The organism is Priestia sp. JV24 (assembly GCF_025910025.1).
Taxonomy (GTDB): domain Bacteria; phylum Bacillota; class Bacilli; order Bacillales; family Bacillaceae_H; genus Priestia; species Priestia megaterium.
In genome coordinates this window covers 101137-116912 of sequence record NZ_JAPCIN010000016.1, presented here as the reverse complement: position 1 = coordinate 116912, position 15776 = coordinate 101137, and the positions used below count along the sequence as shown (strand labels likewise).

General features: G+C 34.4%; 14 protein-coding genes. 5 read left to right on the top strand and 9 right to left on the bottom strand.

Annotated features, from left to right (window positions below; translation table 11 throughout):
- Positions 1 to 78: 78 nt before the first annotated feature.
- The 3 genes from OK414_RS13000 to OK414_RS12990 are packed head-to-tail and all read right to left on the bottom strand — an operon-like array spanning position 79 to position 2427.
- Entirely contained in the window at positions 79 to 1086 is a 1008-nt protein-coding gene (locus OK414_RS13000) for an LLM class flavin-dependent oxidoreductase (protein WP_095380676.1), read from the bottom strand.
- Positions 1087 to 1117: 31 nt separating this feature from the next.
- The gene (locus tag OK414_RS12995; RefSeq protein WP_034651815.1) at positions 1118 to 2083 is read right to left on the bottom strand and encodes a TIGR03571 family LLM class oxidoreductase; all 966 of its coding nucleotides are present in this window, start codon (positions 2081 to 2083) and stop codon (positions 1118 to 1120) included.
- 20 nt (positions 2084 to 2103) lie between these two features.
- On the bottom strand, positions 2104 to 2427 hold the full coding sequence (locus OK414_RS12990) for an ArsR/SmtB family transcription factor (RefSeq protein WP_034651818.1): 324 nt from the start codon (positions 2425 to 2427) through the stop codon (positions 2104 to 2106).
- Between the two features lie 267 nt (positions 2428 to 2694).
- Here OK414_RS12990 and OK414_RS12985 point away from each other — a divergent pair, with 267 nt between their 5' ends.
- Positions 2695 to 3474: a hypothetical protein gene (locus OK414_RS12985; RefSeq protein ID WP_034651821.1), complete on the top strand. Its 780-nt coding sequence runs from the start codon at positions 2695 to 2697 to the stop codon at positions 3472 to 3474.
- Between the two features lie 497 nt (positions 3475 to 3971).
- On the opposite strand, the gene OK414_RS12980 is transcribed toward OK414_RS12985, so the two are convergent.
- Both OK414_RS12980 and OK414_RS12975 read right to left on the bottom strand, forming a co-directional pair.
- Positions 3972 to 5321 (bottom strand): NAD(P)/FAD-dependent oxidoreductase, encoded by a 1350-nt coding sequence (locus OK414_RS12980; protein WP_263045810.1) that lies wholly within the window; start codon positions 5319 to 5321, stop codon positions 3972 to 3974.
- Between the two features lie 535 nt (positions 5322 to 5856).
- Positions 5857 to 6441, bottom strand: coding sequence for a YitT family protein (locus tag OK414_RS12975; RefSeq protein WP_080743222.1), 585 nt, complete (start codon positions 6439 to 6441; stop codon positions 5857 to 5859).
- 890 nt (positions 6442 to 7331) lie between these two features.
- Here OK414_RS12975 and OK414_RS12970 point away from each other — a divergent pair.
- The 4 genes from OK414_RS12970 (at position 7332) to aspA (ending at position 12110) form a co-directional block, all read left to right on the top strand.
- The gene (locus OK414_RS12970; protein WP_071275958.1) at positions 7332 to 8036 is read left to right on the top strand and encodes an aspartate/glutamate racemase family protein; all 705 of its coding nucleotides are present in this window, start codon (positions 7332 to 7334) and stop codon (positions 8034 to 8036) included.
- A 97-nt stretch (positions 8037 to 8133) separates the two neighbouring features.
- Positions 8134 to 9009: a LysR family transcriptional regulator gene (locus tag OK414_RS12965; protein ID WP_071275960.1), complete on the top strand. Its 876-nt coding sequence runs from the start codon at positions 8134 to 8136 to the stop codon at positions 9007 to 9009.
- A gap of 351 nt (positions 9010 to 9360) precedes the next feature.
- Entirely contained in the window at positions 9361 to 10632 is a 1272-nt protein-coding gene (locus OK414_RS12960) for a cation:dicarboxylate symporter family transporter (RefSeq protein WP_071277120.1), read from the top strand.
- 35 nt (positions 10633 to 10667) lie between these two features.
- A complete protein-coding gene (aspA, locus tag OK414_RS12955; RefSeq protein WP_263045809.1) occupies positions 10668 to 12110 on the top strand; it encodes an aspartate ammonia-lyase in 1443 nt (480 codons plus the stop codon).
- Positions 12111 to 12999: 889 nt separating this feature from the next.
- On the opposite strand, the gene OK414_RS12950 is transcribed toward aspA, so the two are convergent.
- From OK414_RS12950 to OK414_RS12935, 4 genes are all read right to left on the bottom strand, one after another.
- Entirely contained in the window at positions 13000 to 13758 is a 759-nt protein-coding gene (locus OK414_RS12950; protein ID WP_263045808.1) for a hypothetical protein, read from the bottom strand.
- Between the two features lie 14 nt (positions 13759 to 13772).
- Positions 13773 to 14627: a hypothetical protein gene (locus tag OK414_RS12945; RefSeq protein WP_263045807.1), complete on the bottom strand. Its 855-nt coding sequence runs from the start codon at positions 14625 to 14627 to the stop codon at positions 13773 to 13775.
- A gap of 406 nt (positions 14628 to 15033) precedes the next feature.
- Complete coding sequence (locus tag OK414_RS12940; protein ID WP_263045806.1) at positions 15034 to 15372, bottom strand: VOC family protein; 339 nt, start codon at positions 15370 to 15372, stop codon at positions 15034 to 15036.
- Positions 15373 to 15455: 83 nt separating this feature from the next.
- Positions 15456 to 15638, bottom strand: coding sequence for a hypothetical protein (locus OK414_RS12935; protein ID WP_263045805.1), 183 nt, complete (start codon positions 15636 to 15638; stop codon positions 15456 to 15458).
- Positions 15639 to 15776 lie beyond the last annotated feature (138 nt).

Sequence of the window (15776 nt, the reverse complement as noted above, 5' to 3'; positions counted from 1 at the left end):
CTGCTTCAATCTAAATTACATTAATTTAACTGATTTAATATCTGCAGAAAATACATCCTTTATTAGACTAGACACTGTTTAATTCACTGTAGCCTGGGCCAGAATTTCATAAGAGCGTAGCCGTGCCTTATGATCAAAAATCTCTGTATGAGCCATAATTTCATCAGCTTCAGTCTTTTCTATTAACTCATGGAGCTGATGCTTCACGTCAGCAGGGTCCCCGATGATGGAAGTGAAAAGCTGTTCTTCAACCGCCCTGCGTTCATTATCGTTCCAAAGCTCGTCCATATTATCAACAGGAGGCAAAATGGGCGAAGGCTGTCCGCGGGTTAACAAAAGAAATTTTTGATACATCGAAGTGGCAAGCCTTTGTGCCTCCTGTTTCTCATCAGCAGCCACCACTTGAACGGCTAACAGTACATAAGGCTCCTCCAAAAATTGAGACGGACGAAAAGAATCTCGATACAGTTTTATCGCCTCCATCATGTTACCTGGAGCAAAATGTCCCGCGAAAGAGAATGGTAACCCAAGTATTCCAGCTAATTGTGCACTATAAAACCCTGAACCTAACAGCCAAATTGGCACATTTGTTTTTTCGCCGGGAATGGCGTGAAAGCTAAATGAACCATTCTTAGTGGCTGTTCCTGTACCATAAAGATATGCGATAAGCTCCTCAAGCCGGGCATCAAATTCAGGTTCACCAGCAATCCGCTGCCGCAATACATTTGCTGTATATTGGTCGGTACCAGGTGCCCGCCCCAATCCAAGATCGATCCGGCCAGGGAAGAAGGTTTCTAATGTTCCAAAGTGCTCAGCCACGGAAAGAGGAGAATAATGGGAAAGTAGCATTGCGCCTGATCCAATATGCATTTTTTCCGTGACAGAGGCCACTCGTCCAATTACTATCGGGGATGCTGAACTTGCCATTCCTGCCCAATTATGATGTTCAGCAAGCCAAAACCGTTTATATCCCCACTGCTCTGTTTTCTTTGCTAGATCAAGCGTGTTTTGAAGAGAAAGTTTGGCTGATCCTCCCTCGACAATTGGGGAGGGATCTAGTACTGAAAGTTCGATTTTCTTTGTCATAATTCTTCTTCCTTTTATATAATTTAATTTTTTAAAGCTGGACTGTACCTTTATGGGTTGGAAAGTAGGGTAAAACAAATTCTCCAAGTTCCTGGATTACTTCCTCTGGAGGACGCTTGGAAAAATACAGAACAAACGCCAAATGGTTGACACCAATCGCTTGAAATTGATGAAGTAGATCAACTAAACGGTTTCTTCCCACGGAATAGCCTAAGGGTATGGGGACAGGCATTTCATCGGGATTTTCCAATAAATTGATGAACAAGCTTTGAGAGAAGGGTTTAAAATCTCCTGGAGCATGAACTTCAGTTAAAGCACGATAATCCTGGATAAGCTGCTCCTGTTGAATAATGCTTCTTGGGTATTGAAGCCATCCATCCCCGTTCCTAGCTATCCAATTGATAGACTGATTGCTAAATCCAGTCACCATGGTCGGAATCGAAGATACAGGCTTTGGGATTAACCTCATATCTGTACCATCGATCAGCCCGGCGTGGCTGTGGATTGTCGGCTGATCCTCTTTTAACAGCCGGTCGAGAATTTCGAAATTTTCTTTGAATAATGAACCGCTTTCTTGCTTAAACATCCCTAAAGCTGTAAAGTCTTTTTCCCTGTCCCCTGATGCCACTCCCATAATCAATCGACCTGGAAACAATTGATCAATTGATGCAGCTTCCTTGGCTACCCTGACAGGGTGGCGCAAAGGGAGAACTACACTTCCTGTCACTAACGCAATGTGTTTTGTATAGGCAGCAAGATACGTCAAATAAATCCATAAATCGTACTTTTGGCCGTTATCATCAATATTCAAATTCTGCATCGTAATATCACGGAGCCATAATGAAGCAAAGCCATATTCCTCAATTTTACGGGCAAGCTCCAGCTGATTCTCCATAATCGGATCTTTAGACATCCTGGCAGTCGGGAGGATAAATCCGAGTGTCATTTTGTCTTTCTGGTACATGCTGTTATAGGCACGATGATTTTGAAAACTCACTCTTGGTCCTCCTTAAAAGGTTATATTTTTAAGCCTATATATTTTTCAAGCTGTTTAATGGTTTCCTCATTGCGTCGATAATAAGTCCATTGTCCGATTCGTTTCATTTCCACCATCCCGCTTTGTAATAGGATAGACAAATACTGGGAGGTAGTAGACTGTGATAGTCCTACTTTGCTACGAATATCACTAACACAAACCCCGCCATCAAAGCCCTTTTCTTTGATGACATGGGCCTGCGGGGAAAAATTATTATCCGGTTCTTTCAACATTTGCAGAATATTTACTCTGATTTGATTTGACAGAGCCTTGAAAATTTCAACTGCCTGTTCGTCATTTATCATATTTGATTCCCGATTCAACGGTGTCCGCCCTTTCTAATCTTATTAAAATCTATTTTGCCTTGAATGCGTACAAACAAATCGGACAAAAGGATATTGATAATTCTCGATATATCTATATTATTTTCCTTTATACACAAAATCAAATTTTATGCTTTAGGCAAGGCTAGGAAACGGCTTTAAAGGAACTACACAAATTAGCCTAGAGAACTGGTGGCGGAGAGATGAAGATTATTTTGTCCATTTTTTAAATGGTTCGGGTTGTTAGCTTTGAAAAATCAAGACTTTAAAAGGAGAGGTGAAGAAACTTCTGATGAAGATGATGTTATAGATGACGATACAATATCTATGGATTCTGTTGCTTCATTTTGGGATCCTTGTAAACAACGTTTTGAAGCAGTCTTTATTGAGTCAAAGAGGGGAGCTAATAAACCCTTTCAGGATGATATTGTAAAATGGATTAACAAGTGTAGAAGTGCACAGGAATTTATAGAGGAAAATGATGAGATTCAACATAAATTATGTGCTGGAACAGGGCAGGAAGACATGCAATGTTCAAAAAGTATTCTTTTTTTGGATTGTGATGCCTGGAAAGATATTAGAATAGAAAGGCTAATTGACATATCATCACTGCAACATAAAACTGTGTGTCCTCCTCATATTCGAATAGTTGACCATACTAGGGCACTTTGGATGCAACATATCTTGGATCAACTGGGGTTAATAAGAAGTCAGCTTGGAGGAGTAGTTGAAAAGTATAGAATATATTATTGGAAAAGAAGTTTGCAAGAAAATGCATCCTTTGGCCACATATATTCTGAAACCAACCTATTTGAAGTGAGTTACTATGAAGAGGAAAACATATTATTTTATTATTTATCTTTTGAAAGGGTAACGGCTGAAGTCATCAGATATTATGCTGATCATTTAGCTGAGTTATTAGACATGGGAGCACATGGTTTCAACAGGGTTATGATTTATACGATTTTTAGTTGGATCAAATTGCAGTGGAGACAGAGAATATTTGTCGTTAATAAGTATAAATGGTAAAACTACGATTTTTATAATATAGTTTATCTATTCACTGTTATAAGTAAAATACATTATTTTTGTATTCTTAATTCTATTTATCTTATTAAAAACATGTTAGCGTTAAATGCTTCTAATTTTTTCGTTAGGTTATCATGAATAAAACAATTTCTTAAAATAGAAGCAGAAGATAGAATGGTATATGATAAGAAAGGAAACGAACCATTTGTCGCTGATAACTATAAATGATAAAACACTTAATATTAACTCATTAAATTTATGTACCTTGAAGTTAATTTTATTCCTAGTGAAAGTAATCATTAAATATTTACGATTTTTAAGAAACAGCCTAAATTCTTTGTATTAAACACTTAGAATGTAGGCTGTTTTATATAAATAATGACTTAATGCTATAAATTTGCTTTTTCTAGACTAAATCAATATTAGGGTAGGTTCCTTAAGACCCTGCCTATAAAGAATAAGCACAGAACCCAACAGTTTTTTAATACCCATTCTGTTTACCTGTGACTACCACTATCACATAGGTGGTGTCCTACATAGATTCCACTTGCCGACGCCTGTGATAAAGAGTTTGTAATACCTGAACAATCTCCAACGAGATACAAACCAGATACATTTGTTTCAAAATGTGTAGTTGTTTCTATGATAGGAGAATAAAACTTCCCGTCCATCCCGTAGAGTAGTGTATCCTCATCAATTGTTTCGCCGATAAATGCTTCTAGGCACTGTAGAAATTCCTGCAAAATATGTATATATAGGGAAGGGACGTGTGCAGTGAGATCTCCACACTCTGCTTGCAGGGTAGGAAAAATACGATTGACCTCCATCTGTTTCACTGTTGTCGGCTGACCTGCCCGTAAATCTCCTAAACGTTGCACAATAATGCGCTCTCTGTTGTCATTAATGCTTCCAATCACTTTTTGTGCATGCGCATTGGCATCCACAAGAGTAGAGAAGTAACGGGAAGTGAATAAAGTGAAATTTAGATTAGAAGTGCCGTTCGCTTTCTCCCGAAAGTTTTGACCATCGGGCATAACAAATCCTTCTTGATGTTTACGCACAATTCTTCCTCGTGGATTCATACAATATGTGGTAGACACAAGATCTTCATGTGTATAAGAAAGTTTGGTCTCAAAGGTATCTTGCAAGATAGAACGAAGCTGCTGCTCTTTCATCTCCACTCGCACGCCTAAATCTAATCGGGTTGTCCCTTGTTTGACACCTAGCATAGAACATTGTCTTTGTAACCATTCTGTACCGGAACGACCTGTCGCAATTACGATTTTATGAGAGTATACCATTCCCTGATTTGTAGTAATTATAAAAGAATGCGCCTCTTTTTTTATCTCTGTGATATCTACCTCAAATCGAATTTCAATCTTGCGAGACAGCATGTCATACATTCTCTGAAAAATTTGTGTTGAAAGAGAAGTGCCTAAGTGTCTCACTTCTGTTGTTAACATCTGTAATCCACATGATTGAGCTTTCTTTGCAAGATGGGCATCTACTGTAGAATACTTTGCAATTTCTTTACCTCCAAACAAGCAGAGAATGTCATCCACTTCTCCCATCGCTTGCATGGCATGTTCTTTCCCTATCTTTTGTGCCAACTCTCCGCCGAAGTTACTCGTATAATTAAATTTCCCTTCGGACTTTCCTAAGCCGGCAAAGCCAAAATATTTTTCACATAAGTCACAATGACATGGTTCACCGTGATCTGATGCACAATCTCTTTGTTCCAATGGTTTTCCTTTTTCGAGGATTAAAATCTTTTGATCGCTTTGTAACAAGGTGTAAGCCAAAAAGATACTGCTTACACCTGAGCCAACAATTGTGATATCATACATATTTTAATTCTCCTTACTTTCACTATAACTATTCCTTACAAATATAACTGTCTTTGAACCTATCTTTTTGTAAGAAGCAAGGCACTATTATGACTTGCGCTTTTTAAAAATGACATGATATAGTACTGGCGATTTTCGAAGTTTGTATACGAGATATGAGGCTAAAAGAGCCTCTATAAGGTCACCAGAAATATAGATTAAGCTGATTTTAATGGCTTGTGCGAGTGGAATCCCCATGATGAAAACTTGTACGAGTATCCCAGTTTCTTACTTTCAAATAATCCCCCCTTTTCTGGTTGCCTTTACTAGTTTGCATGAAATATATAGTTTATGTCAACTTTATTAAAATTTAAATTTACATAAATCATATGTTATAAAACAAGTATCTCTAGTTACCATAATGTCCTCTCTAGGAACCAACCATAAAAAAAACCCTTTAGTTAATCTCAAAGTTGTTGTAAGGGCCTTTTAAATTTATAAAGATCAAGAAGGGGCAAAAAACGGAGGATAGAAGATACTCATTTTATAATCCAAATTATTCTTTTTTAGTAAGTAACGAAGTCGTCATTCCACCTATAAAAATTGTCGAACATGAAAAAAGAAACGTTTTAGGTCCTAATAAAGGAAGACCTGCTGTTATGATAAAACCATCTATAATTAAAATGACGATTCCTATGTTCAAAGAAAAAGCTTTTGATAGTAGTTGGGCTAGTAAATCTGTTCCTCCAGTGCTTGTCTCGTATCGAAGCATAAGACCAATCCCCGTTCCAATACATACTCCTCCAAAGATCACACTAGGAAAAACAGAAAGTTGAAACTGGTCTTTAATAGGCTCTAGCCAATCAATCAATAAAGAAGAAATAATTAACCCATAAAAACTATTATAAAAATAAGTTCTTTCATAAACCCAAGCAAACCAACATAATGGGAAGCCCAAAATAATCATCGTTACACCTGTGGGAAATTCGAAATAATAGTGAAGGATAAGAGCAATTCCAATTGTCCCTCCATCCAACAAATAATGAGGAACTAAAAATCCATTAATTCCTATACTTAATAATAAGCTTCCGACAAGAACAACCGGTATTTTTCGAAAAATAATAATCACCTTTTTAGTCAAATTATCTCTTACTATATGTATAAGCTTTAGCTAGCTCTCATGAATGTTTTTTTATCGATAAATCTCTTAGAAAAAATTATTCTAAGAGCTTTTTGGCTACCTTATATGTTTTCATTCTTTATTAGGTAATTGCTTAAATTGAATATTTTTTATCATTTGAGCAAACTACTCAAGACGTTCTGCAATGTCAGCTAACTATTGATTACCATTCATGAAACAGAAAAAGTCTACCTCTTTTGACTGGGAAGAGGTAGACTTTTTCTGTTTTTAAGCTGTATATGATATACAACCTTAGTTAACATAATCACTCTTTCCGGTACACATCACAAAAAAGAACCCTTATGGGAGTAAGGGTTCTAACAGAGTCACTTTTATAGAATATGCAGCTTTTTATACATCTTTGATAGACCAACGTTTTTTTCAGTAAGCGATTAGTGGAAGAATGAATAAAAAGTGCACCTTTTATTCATATGCAGAACGGTTCAATTAATTGATTTTGTATACAAATATGATATATTAAAAGTCAGACTATTTTTTACAAATTTCAACGTAACCCTATTTTTGAGCAACCTCCCGTCCACTGCAGAGGTTGCTTTTTATATTGTTATCAATAATAATTACTGCAACATCTTGTAACATATTTAAATTGAACTGTACTCTAATCGTTAGAAATAACCTAACGATTAGAGTACAGTTTTTTAATTTATTAAGGAATGTCCCACTCTTCTTGTTAGTTAATATAAAGTTTCTATTACTGTATAGAGTATTTCTATAATCTATCCCATAAAACAAAACCTATAATAAAGAAAAATAGTTCAAACAAATTAACTCCAAAGAGCAAAAGCTTATTAAATTTTCATTTTAAAATAATTTTAAAAGTGGTGAAGATGATGCAAAAAGTAGTAGGAATTATAGGTGGGATGGGTCCGTTAGCAACCGTGGATTTAATGAAGAAAGTTATCTCATATACACCCGCAACAAAGGATCAAGATCATATCCATATTATTGCTGACAACTATTCTCAAATACCTGATCGAACAACAGCTATTTTAGGGAAGGGTGTAGACCCTTCTCCATACATGATACAGTCAGCACAACGTTTAGAGAAAGCAGGTGCAGATTTCTTAGTAATGGCATGCAATACAGCTCATTTCTTCTTTGAATCAGTAAAAAAATCTGTTCGTATTCCAATCTTGCATATGCCTGTCGAAACAGCAAAATTTTTACAAGAGAATCATTTTGAAAAAGTAGGATTGTTGGCTACAGATGGAACCATTAGTACAAAGTTGTATCAACATAGTTGCCAGAACTATGATATAGAGGTCATGGAGCCAGATAAGGTCATGCAAAAAGAAGTAATGGAAGGGATTTATGCTATTAAAGGTGGAAAATCAGCAAAAGGGTTTCTGAGCCTTTCCACAGTAGCTAACAAATTAATAGAAGCAGGCGCGGAAGCTATTATAGCAGGTTGTACGGAAATTCCTCTTGTACTCAAATCATCCGAAGAAATGGTTGTTATTGATCCAACAGAAATTTTAGCTAAAACCATCATTAAAACAGCTAGCGAAACAGATAAGAGTATTCAATTAGTGTAATATTTGAAATTGTTCCCTTGTTGTCTCTTAAATACTGTATAGGAAAGTGTTATAGTAAATAAAAATAATGGTGAACGAAAATAAGGAGCGTTTAAAGATGAATATTGAAAATATTGAGGCTTTCATCTATGTGTGTCAACTAGGTAGTTTCAATAAAGCAGCAGAAGCTCTTTATTTAACTCAACCCTCTGTAACAGCACGGATTCAGTCACTAGAACGTGAAATTAACATAAAGCTTTTTCATCGAAATGGAAATAAGATTTCTTTAACTGAAAAAGGGGAATATTTTTTCCCACACGCACAAAAAATTCTTCAGTCTTATCAGGAAGCAAAGTACGGTTTACAACAAGTAAATGTCCCTTATGAATTAGTGATTGGAAGTGCGTTGTCAATCTCTAATAATATTCTTCCGGATATTTTGCCAGCATTCATTTCAGAATTTAAAGATGTTCGAATAAAGATTTTAACAGGTCATTCTAAGGACATTTTACACAAGGTCATTAATAAAGAGGTGGACTTCGGTATTGTACGAACAGAAACCCATCCTCAAGTAGAATCAATTCGACTTTATAATGATCCGATCAGTCTTTTTGTTCCTAAGAACCATGTTTTTTTAAAAGAAGAGAGTGTAACAGTTGAAGATGTCAGTAAGCAGCCACTTATCTTTTTCGATTATGAATCCATAGATTGGCTTGCCATTCATCGCTTATTCTTAAATAAGGGATTAAATCCAAATGTATATTTAGAAGTGGATAATATGGAAACAGCCAAGAATCTTGTACTCCAAGGCGTAGGCATCTGCTTTTTACCTGAGCATTGTGTCAAAAAGGAATTAGAAAATGAAGAGTTATTCCGAGTAGAAATGACTCCTCCCGTGAAAACAAATATTAGCATTGATTTCATTTATTTAAAAGGCAAACCTACATCTGTTTTCATGGATTTCTTAAAAGATAAAATGTTTGAACAACACTAAACCCGTTAATACTCAATGGGTTTAGTGTTTTTTTGTGTAGAAGATTATTGCTTTATCTAAATGCCATTAATATCTTCTATAGCCTTATAGCTTTCTTCTATAACTCAACTTACTAAAAGGAATTTATAATGATTACATTGGATAATTAAATTTAAAGAAAATTACGATTATTAACTTAAAAATTATCTAATTTTCATCATAATCATTATCATCACTAAAAGAAGGGGTTGGCCAATAGTTATACCAATAGTGGAAATTATTGTTGCTAGTTAAACGATAAGTTAAGTGATAAGTTTTATGGTGAAAGTCCTTGCTTCATCAAGAAAAGGAAAAATGAAAGGGGTTTCATTTATGAGAAAGTTTGGATTAGCTACACAGATATTTATTGGGCTTGCTTTAGGTATTATCGTAGGTGCAGTTTTCTATGGTAATGAAACAGCAATGTCTATTCTTCAACCAATGGGTGATATCTTTCTTCATTTAATTAAAATGATTGTTATTCCAATTGTTGTATCCGCCCTTGTCGTATCAATAGCAGGTGTAGGCGATATTAAAAAATTAGGAAAACTAGGTGGGAAAACGATTCTTTATTTTGAAATCGTTACTACAATTGCATTAGCTATTGGTTTACTTGCTGCAAATATATTTCATCCAGGTACTGGGATCGATATGGGGAACCTGGAAAAAGGTAATATCTCGACATACGAGGCAACAGCTAAGGCAAGTGAAAGTGGTAGTATTGCTGATAAATTTGTTCATATCATACCAAGTAACATCTTTCAATCAATGGCAGAGGGTGATCTACTTGCTATAGTCTTTTTTTCTGTACTGTTTGGAGTAGCTGTTGCAGTTATCGGAGAAAAAGGAAAGCCTGTATTGAGTTTCTTTGATGGTGTATTAGAAGCCATGTTCTGGATGACAAACTTAGTTATGAAGTTTGCTCCATTTGGTGTATTTGCATTAATTGGTGTCAACGTAGCAAAGTTTGGAATTGGTTCATTAATACCTTTAGGGAAACTGGTATTAGTTATATATGCTACAATGTTTTTCTTTGTATTTGTTGTACTAGGGATTATTGCGAAATTTGCTGGTACAAACATATTTACCCTTATGAAAATTTTAAAAGATGAGCTAATTTTAGCGTTCACAACTGCAAGCTCAGAATCTGTATTACCAGGATTGATGGCTAAAATGGAGAAGTTCGGATGTCCAAAGGCTGTTACTTCCTTCGTTATTCCTACAGGTTACACCTTTAACCTTGATGGATCGTCTATTTATCAAGCAATTGCTGCAGTCTTTATTGCTCAAATGTACGGCATTCATTTATCTATTGTAGAGCAGATTACACTTTTACTCGTATTGATGTTGACGTCTAAGGGAATGGCAGGCGTTACAGGTGCTTCGTTTGTGGTAGTGTTAACAACACTCAGCTCAATGGGTCTTCCATTAGAAGGTATGGCCTTCATTGCAGGGATCGATCGTATTTTAGATATGCTTCGTACATCTGTAAATGTAATAGGAAATGCATTAGCTACTATCGTTATGTCCAAATGGGAAGGCGAGTTTGATCAAGAAAAGGCAGAACGTTATACAGCATCTATAAAACAATCTGATGTCGCATAATTAGTGGTAATGACTAATAAATAGGAGGAAACATCATGGTGAATACTGAAGTAAAAGAACAACAAAATGTACGAATTGAAAAAGATTTTTTAGGTACAAAAGAGGTTCCTAATGAAGCATACTATGGAATACAAACACTACGTGCGGTTGAGAATTTTCCAATAACAGGTTACAGAGTCCATGAAGAGCTTATTAAAGCTTTAGCCATCGTAAAGAAAGCTGCAGCTCTTGCTAATATGGACGTGAAACGTTTATATGAAGGACTAGGGAATGTAATTATCAAAGCTTCGGATGAAATCATTGATGGAAAAAGAAACGATGAATTCATTGTTGATCCTATCCAAGGTGGAGCAGGGACTTCAATGAATATGAATATAAATGAAATGATTGCTAATCGAGCTCTTGAGTTACTTGGACACGAAAAAGGATCCTATGTGCACCTAAGTCCAAATAGTCACGTGAATATGTCGCAATCTACAAATGATGTATTCCCGACTGCGATTCATATAGCAACACTCAATTTATTAGAAAAGCTAGTAAAAACGATGAACGATATGCAATCTGTATTTCAAAAAAAAGCCCAACAATTTGACCATATTATAAAAATGGGGCGTACTCACTTACAAGATGCTGTTCCAATCAGGCTTGGGCAAGAGTTTGAAGCCTATAGTCGTGTTTTAGAGCGTGATATAAAACGGATTGAACAAACACGTGAACACTTATATGAAGTAAATATGGGAGCCACAGCCGTAGGAACTGGTTTGAATGCAGATCCTCAATATATACAAAATGTTGTGAGACATCTAGCCCATATTAGTGAGCTACCATTACGAGGTGCTAATCACCTTGTTGATGCTACTCAAAATACAGATGCCTATACAGAGGTTTCTGCCACTTTAAAAGTCTGCATGATTAATATGTCTAAAATTGCAAATGACATTCGATTAATGGCTTCTGGTCCTCGTGCTGGATTAGCTGAACTTCTATTACCAGCTCGTCAACCTGGATCATCTATTATGCCTGGAAAAGTAAATCCAGTCATGCCTGAAATGATTAATCAAGTGGCTTTCCAAGTAATCGGTAACGATCATACAATCTGTTTAGCTTCTGAAGCAGGACAGCTTGAACTAAATGTAATGGAGCCTGTTCTCGTGTTTAATTTACTCCAGTCAATTAGCATTATGAATAATGCATTTCATGTTTTTACAGAACATCGCCTAAAAGGAATTGAGGCAAATGAGGAACGCTTAAAAGAGTACGTAGAAAAAAGTGTAGGAATTATTACAGCCGTAAATCCACATATCGGATATGAGGTAGCAGCACGTATTGCTAGGGAAGCTATCTTAAATGGAAAATCAGTACGAGAGTTATGTTTACAATATGATGTATTGACTGAGGAGGAACTTGAATTAATTTTGAATCCATATGAAATGACAAACCCAGGAATCGCTGGCAATTCTCTTTTTGACAGAAGTTAAATAAACATCTCCGAAGTAAAGGAAGCCTTTTTTAAAAGGCCTCCTTTTTTTGAGTACAAACACTTATAGCTTTTCTAAGATCAATAAAGTTTACTTTTTTCATTCCTGCTTACGCTAAATTGATTTTAATAACTCATAAAAAATCTTTGGCTTTATTTCCTTAACATTTTAAAACAGAATTATTTTGTCCGTAAAAGTATACTTTTGCGGACTTTTGTTTTATATAAGAAATTTATCATTTTTATTGTTCATTTAAGTTTAAAAATAAATTACGAACGTCTTCTAAAATCTATATACTTTTACGAACGCTCTTGGTTAAATGAGAGGAATACAGATGAAAATTAGGAGAGCTAGATACATACGTGTGAGTAGTCGAAATCAAAATGAAAATTATCAACTTCAGTTCTCGGGAGAAGCAGATATTTCGCCTTTTAATATTTTTCTGGATAAAAATGCAGAAAAGATTTCAATCCAAAACAGTATCAGTCACTAAATCTTTTTGGTTGCAATGAAGAAGTCTTACAAGAGTAGAATGCAAACACAAAAGAGAATGGGGCGAAAGTTATTATACTGGATATGCCGTTGCTTGATACAACTCAGTATAAAACCATTTAAGTAACCTTATTCGCGGATTTAGTTCTTTGAATTTTTTCTTGGATGACTCGAAAAGAACGGGACTGAATTCGTAAGCGACAACATGAGGGAATCGATGATGCATTAATTAAAGGTATATCTTTTGGACGATCCAAAGCTCATAGTCAGTGAAAAGTTCATTCGGGAAGAAACTTGTCAAAAAGAAGCCTTTGTTCTAATATATAAAGGCTTCTTTTCTTCTTGAATGTTAATCTATATACTTACAGAAAAGGAAAATTAATTATATCTGAATGTTTCACTTAAAGTTTTTAAATTCTTCCAGTACAGATGGTAGTAATCTTTCAATTTCCTGATAACAGTCAGAGTTTTCAGGAGCTGAATTTTTCAGTTTTCTAATTATGGAAAGAATATATCCCTGAGTTAAATTTTCTTTAGAATTATCAAGAGTCTTTACTAAACCCTCACAAACGGAATTAATCTTTGCTTTAAATAGCCTATCTTTGTAGTCTTTATTTTTTACAGTTTTATATAATATAAACAATAAATTCGATTTTATATAAAATTTAGATGAAAAAGTGCCAGAGTCATGGGAGTGAGTTTTGGCATTTAATAATTGATATGGCGTATATACATCTAAAATAAAATCATTTAATGCATCGATTATCTGTTCTCTCTCGAGTCCTAGGTCACTAAAATTTATATCCTTTTCAAAAGTTGCGTTATCCAAACTCTCAGGAAAAGTAATAAAAGATAAATCTTTAAAATCTCCCTTTTCACCTTCATCAAATTTATAATTGACCATATAAATCTTGAACTCTTTTTGTATACAAAGATTTAATGTAGATAGGATTCTATTTTGGATGTTACTACATGCATTCTCTATCCATTGAGTTATGCTTGCTTGACCATTTTGAATGATAAAAATCGTCTTATCATATGTATATTCGTCTCTTTTTATATTACAAAAGATTAGTTTAGCTCTACCAATAGATGTGCCATGCATTGGAAACATAAAATTAGGATCGTAGTGAAATACTTCAATATCTGCATCCATAAAAAGCTACCCCCTTAAATAAATGTAAAAACGTGTTTGCAGAAGTCTTCGAGAAGTGGACTGGGATCTTCTAAAGAATTCACTTGTTGAATCTGATTAATCATATTATTTTTAATGTCTGGGTTCTCGTAAGGGTGTAGTGAAGTTTCGTTGTCAAATAAACCAAATCTGGCTAATTTATTAATAGATAATTTAATCTCGAGAGTTGTTACTGCCGAATCCTCTAACAATAAACTTTTAGTTTTCTGTAGTTCTGTAGCAACCTTTTCATTTTGAGATTCTTTAAAGTTTTGAATAACCAATAAATATATTTTTAATAAATTAAAATCTAATTCATCAAGTTGTTTAATATAATCCAGATACATATATAACCTTCTAAAATCTATATCTTTTCCATCGTAATCGAACCCTCCAACGAAGGTAAGGAATGATCCACAGAATTCCCTTATTTTTTCTGTTTTCGCATTTACAGCCTCTGTAAATGCATTTTTTAAAAATTCATACATTTTCAAGTTTAAATTTGCACCAGAAATATTTATCAGTTCGGTTAATTTATGTTTTTCCATCTTTTCATCAATAACTTCTACTGTTCTTTTAAGTTTTTCTAGTTCTAGTTCTAAAACTTGTATATTTTTCTTTGATTGAAATGAATCGAACAGTGTAGAAGCAACCCCTAACGAAGGAATACCTAGACTTAAGAATAATCCAAGGTCACCTGCACCTTTTGTACTTAATTGTATCAATTGACTCATAACACCAGAAGTTGCGGCATTAGCTAGTAATTCTGTTCCGAAATTTGCTAAACCAATTTTATTTTTTCCTTGATCTACGGGAATTAATTCACTATTTGTCAGATTTTTGTCTTCCATGTTTTTCTCCTTTAACAAATTTTTTAAAAAGATTGAATAGATGTCTAAATTAAACATTATACCTCTTATGGATATAAAGTTGTAGAATATTGTAATATTTTTATATTTGTGAGATATTAAACAGGATAAATATCCCGCCAAAGTAACTTTATTATATAAATTTTTTAAGCAACATCACATTTAATAATAAAAATATATTTTGCTATTAATTGAAAATGCACGAAACATCTCAACAACAAATTTTTTCTATTGGATGATTTATTAGAAATCAACTTTTTTCGTAAAAAATAATAGTTATTGTTAGAGGAGAGGCCCCTATGAGATTGCAAGGGCCTTTTTACTGTTCAATTTCTGTAATATCCATTACGTTAACTAAAAATATATGGGATAGATAGACTTTAATAATTTAACAAAGTACCTCAACTGTAAATCCTCCAGGAGCCTCTACATAAAATGTATAACCATGTAATTGTTTTGGAGGTTCAACATTAAACCCATCTTCTTTTAACCTTTGATTAATTTTATTTACCTGCTCTTCATTCTCTTGAGGGAATCCAATATGGAAGGTCTTTGGATAATTAACTTCGCTCCCCTTCATTAAAGTTAGTACAAAACCCTCTTCATCATGCATTATAGCAAAACCTTTACCCCTGTTTGCCCTGCATGTCATACCAAAATAAGTTTCCAAAAATTCTTGAGTAGCAGGAACATCTGTAACCGTTAGGTTGAGGTGATGAATTTTCATGTTTTCACCCTTTCTTAAATACATTCAATAATAAGTCTTATGTCGTATCCTATAAAAACCATTAATTAGATGAATAGTTTACTCTATGAATGTAAATATTTATCTATATCTCTCTTAACCATTTGTTTTACTTCTTCAAAAGCTTTTGTTTGCCCTTCGTAAAATATGGAGCTGTTTAAATCCTTTCTTTTTTCTGCATCCTTAGACCATCTTTCCGACCTTTCAATTAAATTATCAAGTACCTCAACCAACTTTTCATTTCCCACGATCACCCCACCTTTAACTGGAAATTTTTACACAATCAATTATCCATAATATCTTCTACAGTTTTTATAGAGTTCCTGTTTAACAAGTTTCTTTTATATAAGTTTTAAAATACATATCCACATAAAAAAATATATACA